The 23976-nt window shown below is 63.9% G+C and carries 25 protein-coding genes; 23 read left to right on the top strand and 2 right to left on the bottom strand.

What is annotated here, in order from left to right:
* The first annotated feature begins 15 nt into the window (after positions 1-15).
* Positions 16-1614: an ArnT family glycosyltransferase gene (locus ISS97_RS18655; RefSeq protein ID WP_379983092.1), complete on the top strand. Its 1599-nt coding sequence runs from the start codon at positions 16-18 to the stop codon at positions 1612-1614.
* Positions 1615-1621: 7 nt separating this feature from the next.
* On the opposite strand, the gene ISS97_RS18650 is transcribed toward ISS97_RS18655, so the two are convergent.
* Both ISS97_RS18650 and ISS97_RS18645 read right to left on the bottom strand, forming a co-directional pair.
* The gene (locus ISS97_RS18650; protein ID WP_379983093.1) at positions 1622-2206 is read right to left on the bottom strand and encodes a Maf family protein; all 585 of its coding nucleotides are present in this window, start codon (positions 2204-2206) and stop codon (positions 1622-1624) included.
* Positions 2203-2661 (bottom strand): hypothetical protein, encoded by a 459-nt coding sequence (locus ISS97_RS18645; RefSeq protein ID WP_379983094.1) that lies wholly within the window; start codon positions 2659-2661, stop codon positions 2203-2205. Before ISS97_RS18645 ends, ISS97_RS18650 begins: the two co-directional genes overlap by 4 nt.
* A gap of 157 nt (positions 2662-2818) precedes the next feature.
* Between ISS97_RS18645 and ISS97_RS18640 the strand changes: the two genes are divergently transcribed.
* The 22 genes from ISS97_RS18640 (at position 2819) to nuoG (ending at position 23976) form a co-directional block, all read left to right on the top strand.
* Positions 2819-3334, top strand: coding sequence for a YceD family protein (locus ISS97_RS18640; protein WP_379983095.1), 516 nt, complete (start codon positions 2819-2821; stop codon positions 3332-3334).
* 36 nt (positions 3335-3370) lie between these two features.
* On the top strand, positions 3371-3565 hold the full coding sequence (rpmF, locus tag ISS97_RS18635) for a 50S ribosomal protein L32 (RefSeq protein WP_379983096.1): 195 nt from the start codon (positions 3371-3373) through the stop codon (positions 3563-3565).
* Between the two features lie 155 nt (positions 3566-3720).
* Positions 3721-4695, top strand: a complete 975-nt coding sequence (locus tag ISS97_RS18630) for a beta-ketoacyl-ACP synthase III (RefSeq protein ID WP_379983097.1) — start codon at positions 3721-3723, stop codon at positions 4693-4695.
* Between the two features lie 202 nt (positions 4696-4897).
* Positions 4898-5842, top strand: coding sequence for an ACP S-malonyltransferase (gene fabD, locus ISS97_RS18625; RefSeq protein WP_379983098.1), 945 nt, complete (start codon positions 4898-4900; stop codon positions 5840-5842).
* A 55-nt stretch (positions 5843-5897) separates the two neighbouring features.
* A complete protein-coding gene (gene fabG, locus ISS97_RS18620) occupies positions 5898-6641 on the top strand; it encodes a 3-oxoacyl-ACP reductase FabG (protein ID WP_379983099.1) in 744 nt (247 codons plus the stop codon).
* A gap of 218 nt (positions 6642-6859) precedes the next feature.
* Positions 6860-8443, top strand: coding sequence for an ArnT family glycosyltransferase (locus ISS97_RS18615; RefSeq protein ID WP_379983100.1), 1584 nt, complete (start codon positions 6860-6862; stop codon positions 8441-8443).
* A gap of 164 nt (positions 8444-8607) precedes the next feature.
* Positions 8608-8847, top strand: coding sequence for an acyl carrier protein (acpP, locus tag ISS97_RS18610; RefSeq protein WP_090451453.1), 240 nt, complete (start codon positions 8608-8610; stop codon positions 8845-8847).
* A gap of 226 nt (positions 8848-9073) precedes the next feature.
* Entirely contained in the window at positions 9074-10312 is a 1239-nt protein-coding gene (gene fabF / locus ISS97_RS18605) for a beta-ketoacyl-ACP synthase II (RefSeq protein WP_379983101.1), read from the top strand.
* A 7-nt stretch (positions 10313-10319) separates the two neighbouring features.
* Complete coding sequence (locus ISS97_RS18600) at positions 10320-11669, top strand: aminodeoxychorismate synthase component I (protein ID WP_379983102.1); 1350 nt, start codon at positions 10320-10322, stop codon at positions 11667-11669.
* Entirely contained in the window at positions 11669-12499 is an 831-nt protein-coding gene (pabC, locus tag ISS97_RS18595) for an aminodeoxychorismate lyase (RefSeq protein ID WP_379983103.1), read from the top strand. Before ISS97_RS18600 ends, pabC begins: the two co-directional genes overlap by 1 nt.
* Positions 12496-13533, top strand: a complete 1038-nt coding sequence (gene mltG, locus ISS97_RS18590; protein WP_379983104.1) for an endolytic transglycosylase MltG — start codon at positions 12496-12498, stop codon at positions 13531-13533. Before pabC ends, mltG begins: the two co-directional genes overlap by 4 nt.
* Positions 13530-14168 (top strand): dTMP kinase, encoded by a 639-nt coding sequence (tmk, locus tag ISS97_RS18585; protein WP_379983105.1) that lies wholly within the window; start codon positions 13530-13532, stop codon positions 14166-14168. The genes mltG and tmk overlap by 4 nt, the downstream gene beginning before the upstream one ends.
* Positions 14165-15100: a DNA polymerase III subunit delta' gene (gene holB / locus ISS97_RS18580; protein ID WP_379983106.1), complete on the top strand. Its 936-nt coding sequence runs from the start codon at positions 14165-14167 to the stop codon at positions 15098-15100. Before tmk ends, holB begins: the two co-directional genes overlap by 4 nt.
* A gap of 72 nt (positions 15101-15172) precedes the next feature.
* Positions 15173-16114, top strand: coding sequence for a PIG-L deacetylase family protein (locus tag ISS97_RS18575; protein WP_379983108.1), 942 nt, complete (start codon positions 15173-15175; stop codon positions 16112-16114).
* A gap of 118 nt (positions 16115-16232) precedes the next feature.
* A complete protein-coding gene (locus tag ISS97_RS18570; protein WP_379983109.1) occupies positions 16233-16589 on the top strand; it encodes a PilZ domain-containing protein in 357 nt (118 codons plus the stop codon).
* Between the two features lie 294 nt (positions 16590-16883).
* Positions 16884-17240, top strand: coding sequence for an NADH-quinone oxidoreductase subunit A (locus ISS97_RS18565; RefSeq protein WP_379983734.1), 357 nt, complete (start codon positions 16884-16886; stop codon positions 17238-17240).
* Positions 17231-17788 (top strand): NuoB/complex I 20 kDa subunit family protein, encoded by a 558-nt coding sequence (locus ISS97_RS18560; protein WP_090451468.1) that lies wholly within the window; start codon positions 17231-17233, stop codon positions 17786-17788. The genes ISS97_RS18565 and ISS97_RS18560 overlap by 10 nt, the downstream gene beginning before the upstream one ends.
* A 9-nt stretch (positions 17789-17797) precedes the next feature.
* A complete protein-coding gene (locus tag ISS97_RS18555; protein WP_379983110.1) occupies positions 17798-18526 on the top strand; it encodes an NADH-quinone oxidoreductase subunit C in 729 nt (242 codons plus the stop codon).
* Positions 18527-18528: 2 nt separating this feature from the next.
* Positions 18529-19782, top strand: a complete 1254-nt coding sequence (locus ISS97_RS18550) for an NADH-quinone oxidoreductase subunit D (RefSeq protein WP_379983111.1) — start codon at positions 18529-18531, stop codon at positions 19780-19782.
* A gap of 19 nt (positions 19783-19801) precedes the next feature.
* Positions 19802-20329: an NADH-quinone oxidoreductase subunit NuoE gene (gene nuoE / locus ISS97_RS18545; RefSeq protein WP_379983112.1), complete on the top strand. Its 528-nt coding sequence runs from the start codon at positions 19802-19804 to the stop codon at positions 20327-20329.
* A 12-nt stretch (positions 20330-20341) separates the two neighbouring features.
* Positions 20342-21652 carry an NADH-quinone oxidoreductase subunit NuoF gene (gene nuoF, locus ISS97_RS18540; RefSeq protein ID WP_379983113.1) on the top strand — a complete coding sequence of 437 codons (1311 nt, stop codon included), beginning with the start codon at positions 20342-20344 and terminating at the stop codon, positions 21650-21652.
* The gene (nuoG, locus tag ISS97_RS18535; RefSeq protein WP_379983114.1) at positions 21649-23976 is read left to right on the top strand and encodes an NADH-quinone oxidoreductase subunit NuoG; all 2328 of its coding nucleotides are present in this window, start codon (positions 21649-21651) and stop codon (positions 23974-23976) included. Before nuoF ends, nuoG begins: the two co-directional genes overlap by 4 nt.

Below are 23976 nucleotides of genomic sequence, written 5' to 3'. Positions count from 1 at the left end.
TGCAGGGGATGAACCATGCATGACCGCAGTGTAGTCCTCGGCCTCGCGCGCTGGCGAGCCGCGTTTCTCATTGCCTTCTTCTTATTGCTGCTCGGTCGTCTGGCGATTGCCGCCAGCCTGTCGCCGTTTGGTGACGAGGCGTTCTATTGGCAGGAGAGCCGTCACCTGGCCTGGGGTTATAGCGATCTGCCGCCATTGACTGCGTGGCTGATCCGGCTTGGCGAGAGCGTGGCTGGACACGGCCTGCTGGGGATGCGCTGGCCGTTCTTGTTGCTGGGGAGTGCCTTACCTTGGCTGGTGGTCGCGTTCGCGCGGCAGGCTTTCGATGCGCGCGCCGGGTGGCAGGCGGGGCTGCTTTGCCTTGCGTTGCCGTTGGCTGGAAGTCTTGGCGTGCTGGCTTTGCCCGATGTGCCATTGACTGTGGCTAGCATGCTCGCGCTATGGGCCGTGCTTCGTGCGATGGAGGGCGATCGTTCCAGCGATTGGTTGATGCTCGGTGGTGCTTTGGCGATGTGCTGGCTGACGCACTATCGCGCGGTGATGCCGATGCTCGCTGGCCTGTTGTTGTTCGTGCTGACACCACGCGGTCGCCAGCAATGGCGCCGCGGCGGATTCTGGTTGGCGATGGCGGTGGCGGCGCTGGGTCTGATCCCCCTGCTTATTTCCAATTGGCAGCAGCGCGGCGCAGGAGTGGCGTTCCAGGTAGTGGAGCGCAATCCCTGGCGTTTCCATGCCGATGCGTTGATACAGCCGCTGGAGCAGGCGGTGGCGTGCACGCCTTTGCTTTATCTGCTGCTGCTATGGGCGGCTTATCGCAGTTGGCGAAGGCGCGGCGACGGGGCGCCCTGGGATGTCATCGCCATGGTCTCGCTGTGTTTCATCGTCATCTATTTCGTATTGGGACTGTTCGCCGATGAGTTGCGCTTTCGAGCGCATTGGCCGCTGCCCGGATATTTGCCTTTGCTTGGTGTGTTGCCGGTGCTGTTGCGCTCGCGGCTGCAGATTCGCTGGGTGCGTTGGTTCGCGTACGGCGCCGTCGCCTTGGCTATCGCTGGCCAGCTCGGTGCGCTCGCGTATCTCAGTCTTGCCGCAAGCGAAGATGGCTCCCGTGCACTGGCCAGTATGAAGGCGTTTCCAGCGCGCTTCGTTGGATGGCGGGAAAGTGGTGCGGCGGCGCGAGAGCTTTTGCAAGAGCACTCGGCGATTCTGGTAGCGGACAATTTCATGCTGGCGGCCGAGATCGACTTTCAGTTGAACGGCGCCACGCCCGTCTATGCGCTGGATAGCCCCGTCAACGCCAAGCACGGGCGGGCGCCGCAGCTGGCGATCTGGCATCGCGATGAGGCGTCCCTGCGCGAGGCCCATGCGGGGATGCCGATGTTGCTCGCCGTCGATGAAACGTCACTGCGCGTGCGCGAGCGTTCCGATTGGCTGGGCACGCTCTGCCAGCGTATCGAGGAGCCGCAGCCGCTGCGCCGGCTCGATCTGTTCGATGGCCGCAAGCGCGTTGCCTTTTATGCTGGCCGTGTTCCCGCACCGGCGGGCGTACAGCCGTCGGTAGCACGAGAAGATTGTTCGATCTGGCGTTTGGCTTCCGCGGCGTACGCGCGATAGCGCAAGTTTAGGGCAACGCCACGCCGGCCTCGCGCAGGAGGCGGGCGAGGGCGATCAGCGGCAAGCCGATCAGGGCGCTGGGATCTTCGTTGTCGATGCGCTCGAACAGACTGATGCCCAGTCCTTCGCATTTGAAGCTGCCGGCGCAGTCGAGCGGCTGCTCGCGCTCGACATAACGGGCGATCTCGTCGTCGCTCAGCGTACGGAAACGCACGCGGGTGTGATCGATATAGGTATGGCGTTTACCGCTGCGCGTATCGAGCAGGCACAGCGCGGTATGGAAATGCACGGCGCGACCGGAGCTGGCGGCCAGCTGGGCTCGGGCGCGTTCAGCGGTGCCGGGCTTATCCAGCATGGTGCCGTCCAGCTCGGCGACCTGGTCGGAGCCGATCACCAGGGCGTTATCCATACCGTCCGCCGCGGCTTCCGCCTTGGCCACCGCGAGCCGCAGTGCGCGGTCTTGTGGCGCTTCGGTAGGGAGTGCGGTTTCATCCGTGCCCGGGGCGCGCTGCTCGAATTCGGGATAGAGGCGGCGCAGCAACTCGGCTCGGTAACGGGATGTAGAGCCCAGGATCAGGCGGGGCAGGGTCATGCCTCCGGCCCTCGCTGGATGATGTGTTCGCGCATGGCGTCATCGAGGGCATGCTGGGCCTGGTCGAGTGCTTTCAGTAGAGGCCCCAGGCGGCTACGCGTCTCGATCATGTTCGAGACAGCCCGGTCGAGCTGATCCTGGCTGGCCCGAGGCGCCTGGTCACGGATCCAGATGCGCTGTTGCAGTAGCGAACGCAGGCCAGCCTCGATCGCATGGCGGGCTTCCTGCTCGCTGGCTGCCGGCAGGTCGGGATTGAGGGACATCACGGCATGGGCCTGTTGCAGGCCGGCGCGGCAGGTTTTCAGGTCGCCTTCCAGACAGTCAGCCAGTTCCAGCAGCTGGTGCAGACTGTGCGTGCGCCGGTCATTGCGCCGCCGATACCATAGGGCCACGGCGACGGCGGCGACCAGGGCGAGAAACAGCGCGACCGAGCCAAGCGTCAGATAGGCATTCACGTGAGCAGTTCGGCTCGAGGGCGGCGGAGCCGGCAGTCTGCCGCATGAGTGCCGTTCAGGCAAAATGCGTTGGAGCGCGAAAAGTTAAGCGCGGCGTTTAGTCCGGTATAAACAATATGTTGACTTCAAACGCCGGCAAACCTAAGATTTCGTGATTATGTCCGTGACACTGCCAGAGTCCGTGGACGCTTGGCGCATGGTCTCGGCGCGGCGTTCGTTCCAGGGGTCGTTGCCCATTGCCGCCATGCAGCGGCTGGGCGGGGCTCTTGCGGACACCACGGGCGAGGCCCGATTCGAGCTGGATTTCGGTCGTGACGAATTCGGTACGGCGTACCTCGACGTTCGCGTCCAGGCTCCGCTCACGCTGATTTGCCAACGTTCGCTGGAGCCATTCGTGCTGCCGGTAGCGGTGGACAGTCGTCTGGGCCTGATCCGTGACGAACGCGAGGAATCAGCCCTGCCGCCCGGTAGCGAGCCGCTGCTGGTCGCCGAAGACGGCAAGCTGAACTTGGCGGACGTGATCGAAGACGAATTGCTGTTGGTGCTGCCGCTGGTTCCGGTCAATCCGGACAGCGTGCTGCCTGACGAAGTAGTAGCCCCGCCGCCGGAAGCCACTTCCGGCGAGGGTCGTTCCGATAACCCGTTCGCGATTCTGCGCGAACTCAAGAAATAACGTCGATTTTAATAATCGCTTAGCTGGAGACTCACCATGGCCGTTGCCAAGAGCCGCAAAACCCCGTCCACCCGCGGCATGCGTCGTTCGCACGATGCGCTGAAGACCGTGCAGCTGGCCACCGATCCGACCAGCGGCGAGGTGCATCTGCGCCACCACGTCACCAAGGACGGCTACTACCGTGGCAAGAAAGTGATCGAGACCAACACCTCGGTGGTCGAAGAGGATTGATCGTTCCCGCAAGGGATACGGTTTCGCATGGCGGCGCGGCGACGCGCCGCTTTGCGTTTAGGCGCTCACGAACGTAACTTTGCTGTCTTGGTGCGGGCGGTCATCCCTGATGTGGATGAGGTGCCGTGTGCGCCGATTCCGCTGATGGATAGCCCATGGCCCCGATCTACGCCCGCATCACTGGTACCGGCAGCGCATTGCCGGAGCGCGTCCTGACCAATGCCGATCTGGAGCAATTCGTCGATACCAGTGACGAATGGATCCAGTCCCGTACCGGCATCCGTCAGCGCCACGTCGCCGTCGAAGGCCAGACCACCGGTGATTTCGCGTTCCTCGCTGCGCAGCGCGCGCTGGAAGCCGCGGGTGTAAAGGCGTCCGAGCTGGATCTGATCGTGCTTGGCACGACCACGCCCGACATCATTTTTCCGTCCACTGCCTGCCTGGTGCAGCATCGCCTGGGTGCCAACGGCTGCGCGGCTTTTGACGTCAACGCCGCCTGCTCGGGTTTTGTCTATGCTCTGGGCATCGCCGACAAATTCATCCGTAGCGGGCAGTCGAAGAAAGTCCTGGTGATCGGCGCGGAAACGCTGACCCGCATGATCGACTGGAGCGAGCGTGAAACCTGCGTGCTCTTTGGCGACGGTGCCGGCGCGGTAGTGCTTGAGGCCTCCAGCGAACCGGGCATTTATGCCACCTGCCTGCACGCGGACGGCGGCTACAAGGAACTGTTGTGGAACCCGGTGGGCGTCTCCGCAGGTTTCAGGGACGAGCCGAACCACGGCGTGCGCATCAACATGAGCGGCCGTGAAGTATTCAAGGTGGCGGTGAAGACGCTGGATGCCCTGGTCGAAGAGACCTTGAAGGCGGGCGGCATGGAGGCTTCCCAGCTCGATTGGCTGATTCCGCACCAGGCCAACCTGCGCATCATCGAGGCCACCGCCAAGCGCCTGAATATGCCGATGGAGCAGGTGATCGTTACCGTCGACAAGCATGCCAACACATCGGCTGGCTCTGTCCCGCTGGCGCTGGATTACGCCGTGCGCTCCGGCAAGGTGCAGCGCGGCCAGAACCTGCTGCTGGAAGCGTTCGGCGGCGGCTTCACCTGGGCCTCGGCGCTACTGCGCTATTGAGGCGGATGCACCTGCCGGTCAACGGCTTGGCGCAAAGAGCTAAGGAAAAGCCGGTGCCCTGTGCACCGGCTTTTTTGTTGGGCATCCTGCGTGAACTCGCGCCTCTTGCCGCCTTGCTTGTTACGCGAATCAGGCCATCCTGCTGCGTACGGCCGGCGTTGCTGGCACCATTCCGGTTTTCGTCGACGGAAATCTTTCTTTCATGAGTCAGAACGCATCGCTCGCTTTTGTCTTTCCCGGCCAGGGTTCCCAGTCTGTGGGCATGCTGGCGGAACTGGCCGCGGCGCACGCGGAAGTGAAGGCCGCCTTCGACGAGGCGTCGCAGGGTGCTGGCGTGGATCTGTGGGCACTTAGCCAGCAGGGGCCGGAAGACCAGCTCAACCGCACCGAGAACACGCAGCCGGCGCTGCTTGCTGCAAGCGTCGCGGTATGGCGGGTGTGGCAGAAGCTTGGTGGTGCGCAGCCGGCGCAGCTGTCCGGTCACAGCTTGGGCGAATACAGCGCGCTGGTGTGCGCGGACGCGTTGTCGCTGCATGACGCGGCTGCATTGGTCGCCGAGCGCGGTCGCCTGATGCAGGCGGCGGTGCCGTCGGGTGTAGGCGCCATGGCGGCGATTCTGGGCGGCGACGATGCACAGATCGCCGCGGTGTGCGAAGAGGTGGCGCAAGGGCAGGTGGTATCCCCGGCCAATTTCAATTCGCCAGGCCAGTTGGTGATCGCCGGCAACAGTGAGGCGGTGGATCGCGCCCTGGCCAAGCTCGCCGAGCTTGGCGTGAAGAAGGCGATCAGGCTGGCGGTATCGGTGCCGTCGCATTGCGCGCTGATGCGTGACGCGGCGGATAAGCTGGGCGAGCGTATGGCTGCGCTGTCATGGCAGCAGCCATCGATTCCGGTAGTGCAGAACGCCGAGGCACGCAGCTACGACAACCTCGACGATATCCGCACCGCCTTGCAGCGCCAGTTGTATCTGCCGGTGCGCTGGACCGAATGTGTGCAAGCGTTAGTCGCGGGCGGTGCCACGCGTATGGCCGAATGTGGTCCGGGTAAGGTGTTGGCCGGCTTGATCAAGCGCATCGACAAGAGCGTCGACGCGCGCGCCATCGGCGCGCCGGCTGACCTCGATGCCACTCGCGCCGATTGGACGTAAGCATCGCTTGCGCGATGCATGACTTTTTCTCGTTGAGCCTCAGGAAGCGATACAGATGAGCAAGACACTGCAAGGCGAAATCGCCCTCGTCACCGGCGCCAGCCGCGGCATCGGCGCGGCCATCGCCAACGAACTGGCGGCACTGGGCGCCACCGTGATCGGCACCGCCACCAGCGAGAACGGTGCGGCGGCGATCGGCGAGCGTCTGGCGCCGCACGGCGGCCACGGTCGCGTACTCAACGTAGTGGATGGCGCTGCCGTCGAAGCGTTGATCGACGCGATCAGCAAGGAATTCGGCCCGGTCTCGATCCTGGTCAACAATGCCGGCATCACCCGCGACCAGTTGCTTATGCGCATGCGCGACGAGGATTGGCAGGCCATTCTCGACACCAACCTCACCTCGGTGTATCGCACCTCCAAGGCGGTGATGCGCGGCATGATGAAGGCGCGCAAGGGCCGCATCATTTCGATCGCTTCGGTGATCGGCCTCACCGGCAATCCGGGGCAGTCCAATTACGCGGCGGCCAAAGCCGGCATCATCGCTTTCTCCAAGTCGCTGGCGCGCGAGATTGGCAGCCGCAACATCACAGTGAATGTGGTGGCGCCGGGTTTTATCGACACCGATATGACCCGTGCATTGCCGGAGGAATCGAAGACGGCGCTGCTTGGCCAAATCGCGTTGGGGCGTCTCGGCGAGGCGGACGATATCGCCAAGGCGGTAGCTTTCCTGGCGTCGCCGGCGGCGGCGTATATCACTGGCGAAACACTGCACGTCAATGGCGGCATGTACATGCCGTGATGGTTCGGGGCCGGCCTGCATGGCCGGCCTTTTTTTGTTGCCCGCCCTCCATAGCGGCAACCCTGCGGGCCGTCGCTTCGCGACGTCAATTGTGCTCCAGGCAATTTTTTGTGAGCCGTTTCGTCACGTCGCGACGCCATTATCCAGCGCTAAGATCGGCCTAAGTAGGGCCACGGAAACTGGATGGCATGAATGCCTTGGGACGTTTGCGAGCTAGCTTGGATGCTAACCCCTGGTTGGCGATGTTTTTGCTGCTTCCCTTCCTGGGCATCTTGCCGCCGGTGCCGATCGACGAGACGCGCTACCTCAGCATTGCCTGGGAAATGCGCCAGTCTGGCGAGCTGATTACGCTGCACCTCAACGGCTTTCCCTATTTCGATAAGCCGCCGCTGTTGTTCTGGCTGCTCAATCTCGATTGGAGCCTGTTCGGCGTGTCGCTTTGGGGCGCGCGCGTGTTGCCGGTGTTGTTCGCTGCGGGCTGTATCGCCGTGGTGCAGAAGCTCGAGCGCAAGCTCGATCACGATGTCGCAGGGCAGGCGTCCTGGCTGATGCTGGGCTTCCTGTACTTCCAGTTGTTCGCCGGCGTGGTGATGTTCGACGTGCTGCTGTGCTTCTGCGTGCTGCTCGCCTTCCTCGCCATCGTGCAGTGGATGCGCGATGGATCACGCCACGCGCTGTGGTTGCTGTTTCTCGGCAGCGCGCTGGGAATGCTGGCGAAAGGGCCAGTAGTGCTGTTGCACCTGTTGCCGCCTATCGTGCTGGCGCGTTGGTGGGTGCGGCCGGAAGCGGCGCGTCCCTCCTGGGGGCGTATTGGCGTTGCGTTGTTGCTGGTCGTGCTCGGCGGCGTGCCGGTGTTGTTGTGGGCGCTGGCGGCGGTAAAGCATCTGGGCATGGCGGAGGCCAGGGAGTTGCTGGTCACGCAGACGGCGGGGCGTGTGGTCGAGAGTTTCGCGCACAACCGCGCATGGTGGTGGTATCTGCAATGGCTGATTCCGCTGTTGCTGCCATGGCCGCTGGTGTTGCGCTGGAGTCGTTTGAAGACAGCGCCCGCGGTGACGATGTCATCGATGGCCGCACGCTTTGGTTTATGTGCCTCGGTGCCAGCCTTCATTGGTTTTAGCCTGGTGAGCGGCAAGCAACTGCACTATCTGATTCCGCTGTTTCCGGGCCTGTGCTTGTGGCTTGGTGCATTGCTGCGATACGAGCCACGCTTGTTGTCATCGCGACGGATGCTGGCGTTCTCTGCGTTGGTGGCGGCGTTGTTGGTGTGGGCCTATCTGCACCCCGGCGATATGTCTCCGACACCCGTTGCGCCTGTCGTGGTGAAAGCACTGTTTGCGCTGACTGCTGTGTTGGTCGTGCTTTCGATCCTGCTGTTGCTGTGGCCCTACGAGTCGATGCCGGAGCGAAGGGTGGCCTGGGCGATGCTGCTGCTGACCATTGCGCTGTTGCCATTGATCCGCACCCAGGCGCTGGGTGCGATGGATCTGCGGGGGCTGGCGCAGACTGTGGTGCAGATGCGTCAGGAGGGTGTGCCGCTGGCGCGCGCCGGTAATGAGCCAGGGCTGATTACGTTCCTGGCGCGCCTGCCCGAACCCTTGTCCACCACTGACGACCCGGCGCAATGGGCGCGGCAGCATCCCGACGGTTTTCTGCTGGTGTGGTCGTCGCGTGCGCTACCGGCTGGAACACAGCATTTGACCCGGGCGGCCAACGGCTGGGTCGGTCTGCGGCCTGCCTCAGCCTGGCCTGTCGCGCCGGGCGGTCAGGTCGCTTCCCCTGTCGAGACGGCGGCCCGCTGACCGGTTTCATCAGGACTGTCGCCAGCGGCCCGTTTTTAGGCGACAATTACCCTTTCGCGCCGGTCCCCAGGGCCTGCGCCTTACCAACGTTGGCGGACCATGGCGGCCTTGCGGTTTAGCCACTACAATCCGCCGGCATTTTGTCCTTGGGAGGTATTGGCAACATGAGCACCATCGAAGAGCGCGTCAAGAAAATCGTCGTCGAGCAGCTGGGCGTGAAGGAAGATGAAGTCCAGGCGGGCTCGTCGTTCGTTGACGATCTGGGCGCGGATTCGCTGGACACCGTTGAGCTGGTGATGGCTCTCGAGGAAGAGTTCGAGTGCGAGATTCCGGACGAAGAGGCCGAGAAGATCACGACGGTGCAGCAGGCCATCGATTACATCAAGGCCCACGAAGCCAAGTAATGATCGATTCGTGGCGGCCGGCGCGTTCGGCGCAGCCCACCCGCCCACGATGCGATACCGAAAGCTGCGCCACATTGGCGCAGTTTTCGTTTCTGCATTTTGCAACGTCCGATCCCGTATGGTGCGACGGATGCGCGCCATATGGGCAAGACGACGTCTCCTCCCTCATCAAGGGCGGGACGGCTGCCTCCGCGGCAGATACACGGAACCATGAAGGAAGATCAGCATGAGCAAACGACGTGTGGTTGTCACCGGACTCGGCATCATCTCGCCGGTTGGCAACGATATCGCTACCGCCTGGGACAACATCCTCAAGGGCGTCAGCGGCATCGGTCAGGTTACCCATTTCGACGCCACGGCCTATGCCACCCGCATCGCCGGTCAGGTACGTGATTTCGATCCCGCGCAATGGATCGCGGCGAAAGACATCAAGAAGATGGACCCGTTCATCCACTACGGCATCGCTGCGGGCACTCAGGCGCTCAAGGATTCCGGGCTGGAAGTGACGGAAGCCAACGCGCCGCGCATCGGCGTGGCCGTGGCTGCCGGTATCGGTGGCCTGCATACCATCGAGCACACCTCGATCGAGCTGCACGACAAGGGCCCGCGCCGCGTGTCGCCGTTCTTCGTGCCGAGCTCGATCATCAACATGGTCTCGGGCCACTTGTCGATCATGTACGGCCTGAAGGGCCCGAACATCGCTTGCGTCACCGCCTGCACCACCGGTACGCACAACATCGGTCTGGCCGCGCGCATGATCCAGTATGGCGATGCCGACGTGATGATCGCCGGCGGTGCCGAGTTCGCCACCACTGGCACGGCGATGGCGGGCTTCTGCTCGGCCAAGGCCATGTCGACCCGCAACGACGAGCCGACCAAGGCCAGCCGTCCGTGGGACAAGGACCGCGATGGCTTCGTGCTGTCCGATGGCGCCGGCGTGCTGGTGCTGGAGGAATACGAGCATGCCAAGGTGCGTGGCGCGAAGATCTACGCTGAGTTGATCGGTTTCGGCATGAGCGGCGACGCTTATCACATCACCGCGCCCAGCGAAGGTGGCGAAGGTGCTGCGCGCTGCATGGAAAGCGCACTCAAGGATGGCGGCATCAACCCTTCCGAAGTGCAGTACGTCAATGCGCATGGCACCTCGACGCCGCTGGGCGATCTGGGCGAAGTGATGGCGGCCAAGAAGGTGTTTGGCGACCACGCCTACAAACTGGCGATGAGCTCGACCAAGTCCATCACCGGTCATCTGCTCGGTGCGGCGGGTGGCGTGGAGGCGATCTTCTCCATTCTTGCGCTGCGCGATCAGGTGCTGCCGCCGACCATCAACCTGGACGAGCCGAGCGAAGGTTGTGATCTCGATTTCGTGCCGCACACGGCGCGCGACGCCAAGCTTGAGGTGGTGATCTCCAATTCCTTCGGCTTTGGTGGCACCAACGGTACGCTGGCATTCCGTCGCGTTTGAGCGACGTGTGACCAGTCTTCGTCGTACGTTGCACGGCCGGCGCGATTTGCTCGCGCCGGCCGCTGCATTTCCAGAGCGCTATCCCTGCCTGTTGCAAAGTGTGGTCCGCGGTACACCGCAGACGCGCTTTGACATCCTGTTTGCGTTTCCGCAGGACCGCCTGACGTTGTGTGCGGATGGCCGCCTGACGGATGGGCAAGGCAAGGAGCGTTCCGGCAAATTTCTCGATGCGCTGGATCTGGCCTGGCAGGCCGAACGCATGCCGCGCGAAGCGGATGACGGTTTGCCGTTCCATGGCGGCTGGGTTCTGCTGCTCGCCTATGAACTGGCCGGTGAAATCGAGCCGCGCCTGCGCTTGCGCAATCCGCACGAACTGCCTGTCGCTCTCGCACTACGTTGTCCGGCGGCGGTGATCGTGGATCATGCAAACGAAAGCACGGTGCTGATCGTCGAGCAGGGACACGAAGCATTGCTCGACCAGCTGGAGGCCGATCTCGCCGCCGCGCCAGTTATTCCTGACTTGCCTGCGCCGGTGCAGATAGGCGAAGACGATCCGCAGCGTTTCTTGGATGGCGTGGCACGCATTCATGAACATCTGCATGCCGGCGATATCTTTCAGGTCAATCTGTCGCGCGCCTGGCATGCGCACTATGCGCAGTCGCCATCGCCGGCTTCGCTTTACGCTTCGTTGCGGGAGGCAAACCCGGCACCGTTCGCTGGCATGTTGCAGCAGCCTGCCTGGGCGGTGGTGAGTTCCTCGCCGGAGCGACTGGTGGAAGCGCGCAATGGTGTTGCGCAGACCCGGCCGATCGCCGGCACGCGTCCACGCACGTCATCGGATGACGAACTCGCCCGTATCCGCGAGCTGCGTACGCATCCCAAGGAGCGCGCCGAACACGTGATGCTGATCGATCTGGAGCGCAACGATCTCGGCCGCGTCTGCGTGCCGGGTACGGTGCAGGTGGACGAGCTGATGGTGGTGGAGAGTTATGCCCATGTACATCACATCGTTTCCAACGTACGTGGCCGGCTGCGCGCGGGCGTGACGCCGGGACAGGTGATTGCCGCGACTTTCCCGGGTGGCACCATCACCGGCTGCCCCAAGGTGCGTTGCATGGAGATCATCGCTGCGCTGGAGGACGCTCCGCGTGGTGCCTACACTGGCGCCCTGGGTTATCTCGATCGCAATGGCGACCTCGATTTGAACATCCTGATCCGTACTTTCACCCTCGCTGGCCAGGATCTGAGCCTGCGTGCCGGCGCGGGCATCGTGGCGGATTCGGTGGCCGAGAAGGAGCTGGACGAGACGCGCGCCAAAGCCAGGGGGCTATTGCGTGCGCTCGGGGTAGCCGGCTGATGTCCGCGCCAGCGGTGCGCATGCTGGTGAATGGCCACGCGGGCGACGTGGTGCCGGCACTGGATCGCGGACTGGCTTATGGCGACGGTCTGTTTGAAACGATTCGCTTTGTGGATGGAGTGGCACCGTTGTGGCCACGGCATATGGAGCGGCTGCGCCTTAGCTGCGCAAGATTGCTGCTGCCGGCTCCCGATGCGGAATTGCTATTGGCGGAAGCCGTGCAGGTCGTGCAGGAATGGGTGCAGGCGGTGGTGCGCATCACCATCACGCGCGGCCTTGGCGAACGCGGCTACGCGCTTCCTGCGGTCGCGCACCCTCATCGCGTTGTCGCCGGTTTCGTTGCTCCCGCACTGACTGCGGACATCTACTCACAGGGTGTACGCCTGCGCGTCTGTGACATCCGGTTGGCCGAGCAGCCGCGACTGGCCGGCATGAAACACCTCAATCGCCTGGAGCAGGTGTTGGCCCGGGCTGAGTGGAACGACCTGGCTGTGGCTGACGGCTTACTTTGCGATACCTCGGGCCGGGTGGTGTCGTCCACCATGGCCAATCTGTTCGCGGTGATCGATGGCGGCCTGGTCACCCCTTCGCTAGAGCGCTGCGGCGTGGCCGGCGTAGCGCGTGCCGAAGTGTTGGCCACGCAGGCGGTGCAGGTGCGGGATATCGCCCTGGACGAACTGCGCCACGCCAGCGAACTCTTCCTCAGTTCCAGTGTTCGAGGCATCCTGCCGGTTCAGGCCGTGGCCGATACCGTGTATGTTCCCGGGCCGGCTACCCGCGCCATGCAGCGGCATTGGCGCGCCCTGGGTTTTCCGATGGAGCAGGCATGAGTCGACGCACGATGCATGGTCGCGCCTTGTGGCGCGGTGTGGTTCTCCTGGTGTTGCTGGCCATCGCCGGCGCGCTCGCCTATGGGTGGCGGGACTACGCCAACTTCAGCCAGTCGCCGCTCCACGTGGAGGCATCGGGACAGAGCATCGATGTGGGTCGCGGCAGCAGCCTGAAGGACATCGTGGCGCAGTTGCGCCAGCAGGGCATCAGCACGGCGCAGCCGTTGTATTGGCGCCTCCTGGCCGAACAGCTGCGCGTGGCCGGCCGGCTGCATGCTGGCGAATACGCGCTCGGCACCGGCATGACGCCACGCGACCTGCTCACCAACATGGCGGCTGGCAAGGTACTGCAGCGTAATTTCACCATCGTCGATGGCTGGACCTTCCGCGATCTCCGGCAGGCGCTGGCGAAAGCGGAGAAGTTGCGCCAGGACGGCGCTGAACTGGATGACGCTGCGGTCATGCAGAAGATCGAAGCGGCAGACGAAGCCCCGGAGGGGCGCTTCCTTCCCGAGACGTACGCCTATGTGAAAGGCGACAGCGATCTGGACATACTCAAGCGCGCCCACACCGCCATGGGCAAGATGCTGGACACTCTATGGCCGCAGCGCGACCCGAAGCTGCCGCTGGCGACGCCGTATGACGCGCTGATCCTCGCCTCCATCGTGGAGAAGGAAACGGGTCGTGCCGACGAGCGGCCACGTATTGCCGGTGTGTTTATACGGCGCCTGCAGACGCACATGTTGTTGCAGACCGACCCCAGCGTGATTTACGGCATGGGCGAGAGCTATGCGGGCAATATCCACAAAAGCGATCTCACCACCGATACGCCTTACAACACCTACACCCGTCCCGGCCTGCCGCCGACGCCGATCGCGCTGCCGGGTAAGCCGGCGATCGTGGCGGCGCTGCATCCGGCGTCGGGCAGTGAGCTTTACTTCGTTGCGCGCGGCGATGGCAGCCATGTGTTTTCCAGCACGCTGGACGAGCACAACCGCAACGTGGCCTGTTATCAGTTGAAGCGGTGCCCATGATCAATAAGCGCGGAAAATTCATCAGCCTCGAAGGCGGCGAAGGCGCAGGCAAGAGCACGTTGCTTGCCGGTTTGCGCGAGCACATCGTCACGCACGGCGTGGATCTGGTGTTGACCCGAGAGCCGGGTGGCACGGAGCTGGGTGAGGCGGTGCGCGCCATCGTGCTGGACCCCGCGCGGCACGGCATGGTGGCGGAAGCCGAATTGCTGCTGATGTTCGCTTCACGGGCTCAACTCGTGCGCGAAGTGATCGAGCCCGCGCTGGCAGCAGGGCGCTGGGTGCTATGTGATCGCTTTACCGATGCCAGCTATGCCTATCAAGGCGGTGGTCGCGGGCAGCCGGTCGAGCGCATCGCCGAATTGGAGCGCTGGGCCACTGATGGTCTTTCGCCGGATATCACCTTGCTGTTGGATTTGCCGGTGGCCACCGGACGTGCTCGTGCCGCTGGCCGCGGCGAGGCCGATCGCATCGAAGTGGAAGCCGACGCTTTCTTCGAACGGGTGCGCGAAGCGTATCGCGCGCGCGCCGCCACGGACGCTGCGCGCTTCCGGGTCATCGACGCCAGCCTGACGCCAGCGGAAGTGCTGCGGGCAGCCACGGCGGCATTAGCGCCTCTGTTCGAGGTAACGGCATGACGGTGATGCCGTGGCATGCCGAGCATTGGGCGCGTCTGCAGGCGCGGCGTCAGCGCGATGCGATGCCTCACGCGCTGTTGCTGTGCGGTCCGGCCGGACTGGGCAAGCGCGATTTCATGCTTCGTTTCGTGCGAGGCCTGCTATGCGCGCAGCCAGTGGATGGCGACGCTTGCGGCGAGTGCCGTAGCTGCCAGTTGCTCAGGGCCGGGACGCATCCCGATGTCGTCGCGTTGAGTTATGGCGTGCGCAAGGACGGTGTCCAGCGCAGCGAAATCGTGGTGGACCAGATCCGTGATCTGTCGGCCCGTCTGGCCATGGCCAGTCAGTTCGGTGGCTGGCAGGTGGCCAGCATCGATCCGGCGGATGCGATGAATGCCGCGGCAGCCAACGCTCTGCTGAAAACGCTGGAAGAGCCATCGCCGAGCACGTTGCTGCTGCTGGTGGCGGACGCGCCGTGGCGTCTGCCACAGACCATCCGCAGTCGTTGCCAGCGCATCGAGTTCCCGTTGCCGCCGCGCGAGCAGGCCCTGGCCTGGCTGCAGGCCGAGCATGTGAAGGATGCCGCCGTGGCGCTTGATGCGGCGGGTGGTAATCCCGGCATGGCCAAGGCATGGTCGGAAGAGGGGGCGCTCGCCCGCCGCCAGGAAGTGCGCAAGGATCTTGCAGCGCTGGCCGCCGGCCGTGGCGAAGCAATGGAGGTCGTGCGCCGCTGGCTGGACAACGAGCCCGGGCAGCGCTTGTGGTTCGCCGCGCAGGCAGCCGCGGATGAGGCCAAGGCACAGGCGGGTGCGGGGAACGGTCCGCTTTCCAGCGCGCTCGACGCCGAAGCGCTCGGCGATTGGTATATCGCTGCCAATCGTGCGCGCGATGCCTTGCGTGGCCCGTTGCGCGGCGACCTGTTGCTATTGGAGCTGCTTGCGCGCTGGCGTTGAAGCGGGCCGCAGCTGCTGCGCAGCCGTTCGACTATTGATGGCGGTGCCCTGGGTGATCATTGGGAGCGTGGAATGGGACCGCATCGCCTCGATACAAGTATCGGACCACCGTTGAATCTGGATGCGCAGACGCGCCTGCTGGTCATCGCGCCCCATCCGGACGATGAGTCGATCGCTACTGGTGAGCTGATCCAGCATGTCCGTGCCGCTGGTGGCGCCGCCAGCATCTTGTTGCTCACCGATGGTGACAACAATCCCTGGCCGCAGCGTTGGCTCGAGCGGCGTCTGCGCATTGGTGCTGCCGAACGCGAGCGCTGGGGGCTGCGCCGGCGCGGCGAGGTGGGGTTGGCGCTGGGGCGGCTCGGTTTGCCGCAGGAGGCGATGCACGCTCTGGGCTTGCCGGATATGGGAGTTACCCGCGCGCTGCGGGCCGATCTGCTCGGGGCGCTGCGACTCTGGGCGATGCAGCTGGATGTGTTTCGCCCCAATCTCATCGTATTTCCCGCACTGACCGACCGTCATCCGGATCACAGCGCCGCACATGTGCTGACACGGCTGGCCGTGGCGCAATGGCAGGGTGGTAACCCGCGACTATTGAGTTATCTCGTCCATGGCCACGCCGATGATCAGGGAGCGCTGGTCGAGATCGCGAGCTCCACTGAGATCCACGAGAACAAGCTGGCGGCCCTGCGCCAGCATCGGAGCCAGATGGCGCTCAGTGGTAGGCGCATGCACCGCCTGGCGGACCGGCCCGAGCACTACCGGGAAATGGGAGGGGCGAGGCAAAGCCTGCCCTGGCAGCCTTCGCCAGCCCTGCGGCCCTGGCTCAAGTTGACTGTGGCGGATCATGGGGGCGTGCGTAGTTGGTCCTGGCGGGAAGCACCGCTGGAACGAGGTGGAGAGGGTGGGTACCTGCTCCGCCTACCGGAGACGGAGGGGCCGCGTTTCGTGAAATTGCATATGGATCTGCCGTCGCCCTGGATTTTCGACCGCTGGGGGTGGTGCGAGCTCTAGGTGACGAGGTATGTGAGGCAGCTCCCATGCACCGCCTTTTTCGCTTTACGCCTGCTGCTGCCGCTCGCTACGATGCCGCACATCGGGCCGTTCCCGCCCACGGCCCGCAGGAGCAGGCATGAATCCGGCCATTGCCGCCCGTCAGGGCATCATTTCGTTGAAGATCAAGGACACGGCCGCGCTCTACAACGCGTATATGCCGTTCCTCAAGCATGGCGGCCTGTTCGCTCCGACGGCACAGAGCTATTCGCTGGGCGACGAAGTGGTATTGCTGGTGAACCTGGCCGATGAGGGCGAACGCCTGTCCGTGGCCGGCAAAGTGGTCTGGGTCACGCCGGTGGGCGCCCAGGGCAACCGCACGGCGGGGATCGGGGTGCAATTCAATGACTCCTCCGATGGCGAGGTCGCAAGAGCCCGCATCGAGAACATCCTGGCTGGTATGACCGGCTCGGAGCGTCCCACTCACACCATGTAACGCGTTGCGTTGACGCGACCTTGTCGCGCCTTGCGCGACAAGGGGCATTCACATGGCTGCAATATCGGTGCCGGGGAGCTGCGAAATAGCAGCCGAGGCTTGTTGTTGTTAAGCGCACTGATACAATGTCCCGATTCCCGAATTCGATCGTGGAAAGTCGGACGCTCGTGGCTTCATCGCGTGCGATCGTGGCTGGATAGCCCATGGCCTTCGCGGGCCTGCCGATCTCAGTTGCCGGACCGTTTACCCCGACGGTCACTGATGCGCCTCGATGGCGCGGAGGTACGTTACATCGTGCTTGCCGAATACTGGCCCATTCTGCTGTTTATCGGCGTCGCTACAGGTTTAGGCCTGGTCCTGCTGGCCATCGGCCTGCTTGCCGGCCCTCGCCGGCCCGACTCTGAGAAGCTCGCTCCCTACGAGTGCGGTTTCGAGGCGTTCGAGGATGCGCGCATGCGTTTCGACGTGCGCTATTACCTGTTGGCGATCCTCTTCATCATTTTCGACCTGGAAATTGCCTTCCTGTTTCCGTGGGCGGTGGTGTTCGACAAGATCGGCATCATTGCGCTCGTTGAGATGGCGCTGTTCCTGCTGCTCCTGGTCATCGGCTTTGCTTACGTGTGGAAGAAGGGAGCGCTGGAATGGGAGTGATCTCCTCTCTTGATCGGGTGATGCACAACCCGCAGCCGTTGAACCTGGTGGACGACATCCTGCGTCCTGCCGGCGACAATCCCGTCATCCAGCGCGGTTTCGCCACCACCAGCGTCGATGCGCTGATGAACTGGGCGCGCACCGGTTCGATGTGGCCGATGACCTTTGGTCTGGCCTGCTGTGCCGTTGAGATGATGCATGCCGGCGCCGCGCGCCTGGATCTGGACCGCTACGGCGTGATCTTCCGCCCGAGTCCGCGCCAGTCCGACGTGATGATCGTGGCAGGCACCCTGGTCAACAAGATGGCCCCGGCTCTGCGCAAGGTCTACGACCAGATGCCCGACCCCAAGTGGGTGATCTCCATGGGTAGCTGCGCCAACGGCGGCGGCTATTACCACTACTCCTATTCCGTGGTGCGCGGCTGCGACCGCATCGTGCCGGTGGACATTTACGTGCCGGGCTGCCCGCCGACGGCCGAAGCGCTGATCCACGGCATCCTGCAGTTGCAGAAGAAAATCCGCCGCACCAGCACCATCGCGCGGTCCTGAGGCCCAGCCATGAGCGAAACGCAAATGAACTCGCTGGCCGAGCGCCTGTCCGCGCGATTCGGCGACACGCTGAAAATCTCCGCTGTCCGCAACGAAGTCACCGCCGAAGTGGCCGCCGCCGATCTGATCGCAGTGGCCAAGGCGCTGCGTGACGAATCGACTTTCCGCTTCGGCGAGCTGGTCGATCTTTGCGGTATCGACTACCTCGGTTATGGCCAGACCGAATGGGACACTGAAACCGTCTCCGGTACTGGTTTCTCGCGTGGTGTGGAAGGCGAGGCGATGGGCCGCTTCACGTGGGCCGACCGTCCGCGTGACGTCAACCAGCCGCGTCGTTTCGCAGCAGTGATTCACCTGCTGTCGATCGAGAACAACCATCGCCTGCGCCTGCGCATCTTCTGCGAAGACGACTCGCTGCCGGTGGTGCCGTCGGTGACGGGTGTGTGGGCGGGTTCCAACTGGTTCGAGCGCGAGGCGTTCGACCTGTACGGCATCATCTTTGAAGGCCACCCGGACCTGCGCCGCATCCTGACCGACTACGGTTTTGTCGGTCATCCGTTCCGCAAGGACTTCCCGCTGATCGGCAACGTCGAAGTTCGCTACGACCCCGAGCAGAAGCGCGTGGTCTATGAACCCGTGTCGATCGAGCCGCGCGTGCTGGTGCCGCGTGTGATCCGTGATGACGCCGACCTGGTGCAGGCCAAGGCCGAAGCCGCCGATAACTGGCGGGAGAATTGAGCATGCAGGAAATCCGCAATTACACGATGAACTTCGGCCCTCAGCATCCGGCCGCGCACGGTGTGCTGCGTCTGGTGCTGGAGATGGACGGCGAGACTATCGTCCGCGCCGACCCGCACGTCGGTCTGCTCCATCGCGGCACTGAGAAGCTGGCCGAATCCAAGCCGTTCAACCAGTCCATCGGTTACATGGACCGCCTCGACTACGTGTCGATGATGTGCAACGAGCACGCCTACGTGAAGGCCATTGAGACCCTGCTGGGTATCGAGGCGCCGGAGCGTGCGCAGTACATCCGCACCATGTTCGACGAGATCACCCGCATCCTGAATCACTTGATGTGGATCGGCTCGAACGCGCTCGACCTGGGTGCGATGGCGGTGTTCCTCTACGCGTTCCGCGAGCGCGAAGAGCTGATGGACGTCTACGAGGCGGTGTCGGGCGCGCGCATGCACGCGACCTACTATCGTCCGGGTGGCGTCTATCGCGATCTGCCGGGCAAGATGTCCCAGTACCGCGAGTCGCCGTGGCACAAGGGCAACGACCTCAAGCGCCTCAACAGCTGGCGCGAAGGTTCCATGCTCGACTACCTCGAAGCGTTCACTGCTGACTTCCCGTCGAAGGTGGACGAGTACGAGGAACTGCTCACCAATAATCGCATCTGGAAGCAGCGCACCGTCGGCATCGGTGTGATCTCGCCGGAGCTGGCCCAGCAGTGGGGCATGACCGGTGCGATGATTCGCGGTTCGGGTGTGGCATGGGACCTGCGCAAGAAGCAGCCGTATGCCAAGTACGCCGAGATGGATTTCGACATCCCGGTGGGCGTCAACGGCGACTGCTACGACCGTTACCTGGTGCGCGTGGAAGAAATGCGCCAGTCCAACCGCATCATCCAGCAGTGCGTGAAGTGGCTGAAGGCCAATCCGGGCCCGGTCATGGTGGAGAACTTCAAGGTCGCGCCGCCCAAGCGCGAGGCCATGAAGGAGGATATGGAAGCCCTCATCCATCACTTCAAATTGTTTACCGAAGGCTACGGCGTGCCGGCCGGCGAGACCTACGCTGCAGTCGAAGCGCCCAAAGGCGAGTTCGGTTGCTACCTCGTCTCCGACGGTGCCAACAAGCCGTTCCGTGTGCACCTGCGCGCGCCGGGCTTTGCCCATCTGTCGTCGATCGACCCCATCGTGAGCGGCCACATGCTGGCTGACGTGGTGGCGATGATCGGCACCTATGACCTCGTGTTCGGCGAAGTCGATCGCTGAGCCCGGAGGATAAGAACTCATGAAAGCCACCGGAAATTACGAGCAGGTCAAGAACGTTGACCCGCTTGCCGTACTCACCGAGCACACCCGCCATCACATCGATGAGTGGGTGGCGAAGTTTCCGCCGGATCGCAAGCGCTCGGCGCTGATCCAGGCGCTGTTCGTCGCGCAGGAGCAGAACCAGGGCTTCCTTACCGATGAGCTGATCACTGCCGTCTCGAAATACCTCGACCTGCCGGCCGTGTGGGCCTACGAAGTCGCCAGCTTCTATTCGATGCTGGAGACCAAGCCGGTCGGCCGCAACAACGTGGCGATCTGCACCAACGTCTCGTGCTGGCTCAATGGCGCCGAGGATCTGGTGAAGCATTGCGAGAAGAAACTCGGCATCAAGCTCGGCGAAAGCACGCCGGATGGCCGCGTCTATCTCAAGCGCGAAGAAGAATGCATCGCCGCCTGCGCCTGCGCGCCGGCGATGACCGTCAATGGTCACTACCACGAGCGTCTGTCGATCGAAAAGATCGACGAGATCCTCGACGGTCTCAAGTAAGGGCAGGGCGTCATGGCATACGGTCCGGCACCCCAGGAACATCAGGTCGTCTACACCACGCTGCATTTCGACAAGCCGTGGGCGATGGACAGCTATACGCAGGTCGGTGGCTATGAAGCGTGGAAGAAGATCCTCGCTGAGAAGCCCGATCCCAATGCGTTGATCGAAGAAATCAAGAAGAGCAACCTGCGCGGCCGTGGCGGCGCGGGCTTCCCGACCGGTCTGAAATGGTCCTTCATGCCGAAGGGCACTATGCAGAAGTACATCCTCTGCAACTCCGACGAATCGGAGCCGGGTACCTGCAAGGATCGCGACATCCTGCGCTTCAACCCGCACGCGGTGATCGAGGGCATGGCCATTGCGTGCTATTGCACCGGCTCCACGGCGGCCTACAACTATCTGCGCGGCGAGTTCCATCACGAGCCCTTCGAACATTTCGAAGAAGCGCTGAAGGAAGCCTATGCGGCCGGCCTGCTCGGCAAGAACATCCAGGGCACCGGCATCGACGTGGACATCTACGGCGCGCTCGGCGCTGGCGCCTACATCTGCGGCGAAGAAACCGCGCTGATGGAGTCGTTGGAAGGCAAGAAAGGCCAGCCGCGCTTCAAGCCACCGTTCCCCGCCAACTTCGGCCTGTACGGCAAGCCGTCGACCATCAATAACACCGAAACCTACGCCTCGGTACCGGCGATCCTGCGCAAAGGCGCAGACTGGTTCCTGGCGCAGAGCAAGACCAAGAACGGCGGACCGAAGATCTTCTCGGTCTCCGGTTGCGTGCAGAAGGGCGGCAACTTCGAAGTGCCGCTTGGCACCACCTTCGACGAGCTGCTGGAGATGGCCGGTGGCCTGCGCCCGGGCCGCACGCTGAAGGGTGCGATTCCGGGCGGTGTGTCCATGCCGGTGCTGCGCGCCGAGCAGTTGAAGGGCTTGCCTTTCGATTACGACACGCTGCGCGACCTCAAGACGGGTTTGGGTTCGGGCGCCATCGTGGTGCTGGACGACACCGTCTGCACGGTGCGCTTCACCCGTCGCATCTCGCAGTTCTTCCACAAGGAATCCTGCGGCCAGTGCACGCCGTGCCGCGAAGGCACCGGCTGGATGCATCGCGTACTGACCCGCATCGTGGATGGGCAGGGCACCATGGATGACCTGCACCGCCTCAAGGCCATTGCCGGCCAGATCGAAGGCCACACCATCTGCGCGTTCGGCGAAGCCGCCGCGTGGCCGGTGCAGGGCTTCCTGCGCCAGTTCTGGGATGAATTCGAGTACTACATCGTCAACGGTCGTTCCATCGTCGACGACAAGCTGGGAGCCGCTGCATGAGTGCGCAGCCCGCCAACACCACCGCCCCCGATCTGCTGAACATCGAGATCGACGGCAAGCCGACGCAGATACGCAAGGGCGCGATGATCATCGAAGCCGCCGATGCGATCGGCGTGTCGATTCCGCGTTTCTGCTATCACCGCAAGCTCCCCATCGCCGCCAATTGCCGCATGTGCCTGGTGGAAGTGGAGATGGGCGGCAAGCCGATGCCCAAGCCGCAGCCGGCTTGCGCAACGCCGGTCGCCGAAGGCATGAAGGTGCAGACCCGCACGGGTACGGCGCTGAAGTATCAGCGCGACGTGATGGAATTCCTGCTGATCAACCATCCGCTCGACTGCCCGATCTGCGATCAGGGCGGCGAGTGCGAGCTGCAGGACGTGGCCCTTGGCTACGGCCGCAGTGTGTCGCGCTACACCGAGCGCAAGCGCACCATCGCCGACGAGAACCTCGGCCCGCTGGTGGCTACCGAGATGACCCGCTGTATCCAGTGCACGCGCTGCGTGCGCTTCACCAGCGAGATCGCCGGTACCTACGAGCTGGGCGGCATGAGCCGCGGCGACAACCTGCAGATCGGCACTTACATCGGCAAGACCATCGAGACGGAACTGTCGGGCAACATCATCGACGTCTGTCCGGTCGGCGCGCTGACCAACAAGCCGTTCCAGTTCCAGGCACGCGCCTGGGAGCTGATCGCCAAGCCGTCCATTGGCTACCACGATGCACTGGGCTCGAACCTGTGGCTGCATACGCGTCGTGGCGAAGTGCTGCGCGCTGTTCCGCGCGACAACGAGTCGATCAACGAGTGCTGGTTGTCCGACCGTGATCGCTACAGCTATCAGGGTTTGTACGCCGCTGACCGTGTCAGCGCGCCGCAGGTCAAGCGTAATGGCCAGTGGCAGGCGACCACCTGGGAAGACGCTCTTGCCGTCGCCGGTGAAGCGCTGACCAAGGTGCCGGGCAGCGAGCTGGGTGTGTTGGTGCATCCGGCCACATCGAACGAAGAGGGTGACCTGCTGGTTCGCCTCGCGCGCGGCCTGGGCAGTGCCCATGTCGACCATCGCATCCGGCTGCTCGACTTCGCCGACAACGCGACGGCGCAAGCCTTCGGTCTGCCGGTAGCCGAGCTGGATCAGGTGAAGGGCGTGCTGCTGGTCGGCTCCGACCTGCGTCACGAGCTGCCGCTGTTGAATCACCGTGTGCATCAGGCGGTGAAGAAGGGCGCCAAGGTCTACGCCGTCAATCCGGCGAGCTTCAACTTCAACTACAAGCTGGCGGGCGAAGAGATCGTTGCCCCGCACGCGATGGTCGATGCGCTGCTGGCGCTGGCCAAGGCGGCTGTCGAAGCGGGTGCCGCTGCACCTGCCGCGCTGGCTGCCGCGATCAACGGCGCGAATGCCGATGCCGGCGACCGTGACGCCATCGCCGCGCTCAAAGCCGGCAAGGCGGCGGTGATTCTCGGAGAGGCTGCTGTCACGCATCCGCAGGCCTCCTGGCTGCGCGCCGTGGCTCGCTTCATCGCCGACGCCACGAGTGCTGCATACAACGAACTGCCGGTCGGCGCGAATGCGCTGGGTCTGGCCCGCGTCGGTGTGGTGCCGGGTAACGGTGGCCTCGACGCTCAAGCCATGCTCGCTCAGCCGCGCAAGGCCTATGTGTTGTACGGCGTGGAATTGCCGCACGACGTCGCCGATGGCGCCGCCGCCATCAAGGCGCTGCATGCCGCTGACCACGTGGTGGCGTTGACCGCCTATGCCAGCCCCGCGCTGCGTGAAGTGGCCGACGTGATTCTGCCGATTGCCCTGCTACCGGAAATCGACGCGACCCTGGTTAACGTCGACGGTCTCGCCCAGAGCGTGGTGTCCGGTGCCAAGGCGCCGGGTGATGCGCGTCCGGGCTGGAAGGTCCTGCGTGCCTTGGGTGGTGCGCTGAAGCTGGCCGGTTTCGAGTTCGATGACCTGGCCGGCCTGCGCGAAGGTATCGTCGACCGCGCCGCCGCACCGCGCGAAGGTCTCGCCGAGCGTGGAGCCGCTGCCGGCCTCAGTCGCCTGGCTACCTGGCCGATCTATCGCACCGATGCGGTGCTGCGCCGTGCCTCGGCACTCAGCGCACATCCGCTGAACCGCACACCGGCCGTGCGCCTTAACGCGGCTGAAGCGCAGCGTCAGGGTCTGGCCGATGGCGCCCCCGTGCGCGTCGGCAATGTCTCGCTGCCGCTGGCCGTCGATGCCTCGGTGCCGGATGGCGCCGTGTGGATCGAGGCCGGGCACGACCTTACCGCCACGCTGCCGCCTTACGGCGCGGCCATCACCCTGAGCAAGGCGTAA

Source organism: Dyella koreensis, assembly GCF_044904565.1.
GTDB classification, from domain to species: domain Bacteria; phylum Pseudomonadota; class Gammaproteobacteria; order Xanthomonadales; family Rhodanobacteraceae; genus Dyella_D; species Dyella_D koreensis.
Note: the sequence above shows the minus strand (reverse complement) of the source record. Positions and strands in the feature narration are given on the sequence as shown.

What these genes read in the sequence shown, in the direction of transcription:
- ISS97_RS18655 (WP_379983092.1), top strand. Translation starts at nt 16, where the DNA reads ATGCATGACCGCAGTGTAGTCCTCGGCCTCGCGCGCTGGCGAGCCGCG.
- ISS97_RS18650 (WP_379983093.1), bottom strand. Translation starts at nt 2,206, where the DNA reads ATGACCCTGCCCCGCCTGATCCTGGGCTCTACATCCCGTTACCGAGCC.
- ISS97_RS18640 (WP_379983095.1), top strand. Translation starts at nt 2,819, where the DNA reads ATGTCCGTGACACTGCCAGAGTCCGTGGACGCTTGGCGCATGGTCTCG.
- rpmF (WP_379983096.1), top strand. Translation starts at nt 3,371, where the DNA reads ATGGCCGTTGCCAAGAGCCGCAAAACCCCGTCCACCCGCGGCATGCGT.
- ISS97_RS18630 (WP_379983097.1), top strand. Translation starts at nt 3,721, where the DNA reads ATGGCCCCGATCTACGCCCGCATCACTGGTACCGGCAGCGCATTGCCG.
- fabD (WP_379983098.1), top strand. Translation starts at nt 4,898, where the DNA reads ATGAGTCAGAACGCATCGCTCGCTTTTGTCTTTCCCGGCCAGGGTTCC.
- fabG (WP_379983099.1), top strand. Translation starts at nt 5,898, where the DNA reads ATGAGCAAGACACTGCAAGGCGAAATCGCCCTCGTCACCGGCGCCAGC.
- acpP (WP_090451453.1), top strand. Translation starts at nt 8,608, where the DNA reads ATGAGCACCATCGAAGAGCGCGTCAAGAAAATCGTCGTCGAGCAGCTG.
- fabF (WP_379983101.1), top strand. Translation starts at nt 9,074, where the DNA reads ATGAGCAAACGACGTGTGGTTGTCACCGGACTCGGCATCATCTCGCCG.
- pabC (WP_379983103.1), top strand. Translation starts at nt 11,669, where the DNA reads ATGTCCGCGCCAGCGGTGCGCATGCTGGTGAATGGCCACGCGGGCGAC.
- mltG (WP_379983104.1), top strand. Translation starts at nt 12,496, where the DNA reads ATGAGTCGACGCACGATGCATGGTCGCGCCTTGTGGCGCGGTGTGGTT.
- tmk (WP_379983105.1), top strand. Translation starts at nt 13,530, where the DNA reads ATGATCAATAAGCGCGGAAAATTCATCAGCCTCGAAGGCGGCGAAGGC.
- holB (WP_379983106.1), top strand. Translation starts at nt 14,165, where the DNA reads ATGACGGTGATGCCGTGGCATGCCGAGCATTGGGCGCGTCTGCAGGCG.
- ISS97_RS18575 (WP_379983108.1), top strand. Translation starts at nt 15,173, where the DNA reads ATGGGACCGCATCGCCTCGATACAAGTATCGGACCACCGTTGAATCTG.
- ISS97_RS18570 (WP_379983109.1), top strand. Translation starts at nt 16,233, where the DNA reads ATGAATCCGGCCATTGCCGCCCGTCAGGGCATCATTTCGTTGAAGATC.
- ISS97_RS18560 (WP_090451468.1), top strand. Translation starts at nt 17,231, where the DNA reads ATGGGAGTGATCTCCTCTCTTGATCGGGTGATGCACAACCCGCAGCCG.
- ISS97_RS18555 (WP_379983110.1), top strand. Translation starts at nt 17,798, where the DNA reads ATGAGCGAAACGCAAATGAACTCGCTGGCCGAGCGCCTGTCCGCGCGA.
- ISS97_RS18550 (WP_379983111.1), top strand. Translation starts at nt 18,529, where the DNA reads ATGCAGGAAATCCGCAATTACACGATGAACTTCGGCCCTCAGCATCCG.
- nuoE (WP_379983112.1), top strand. Translation starts at nt 19,802, where the DNA reads ATGAAAGCCACCGGAAATTACGAGCAGGTCAAGAACGTTGACCCGCTT.
- nuoF (WP_379983113.1), top strand. Translation starts at nt 20,342, where the DNA reads ATGGCATACGGTCCGGCACCCCAGGAACATCAGGTCGTCTACACCACG.
- nuoG (WP_379983114.1), top strand. Translation starts at nt 21,649, where the DNA reads ATGAGTGCGCAGCCCGCCAACACCACCGCCCCCGATCTGCTGAACATC.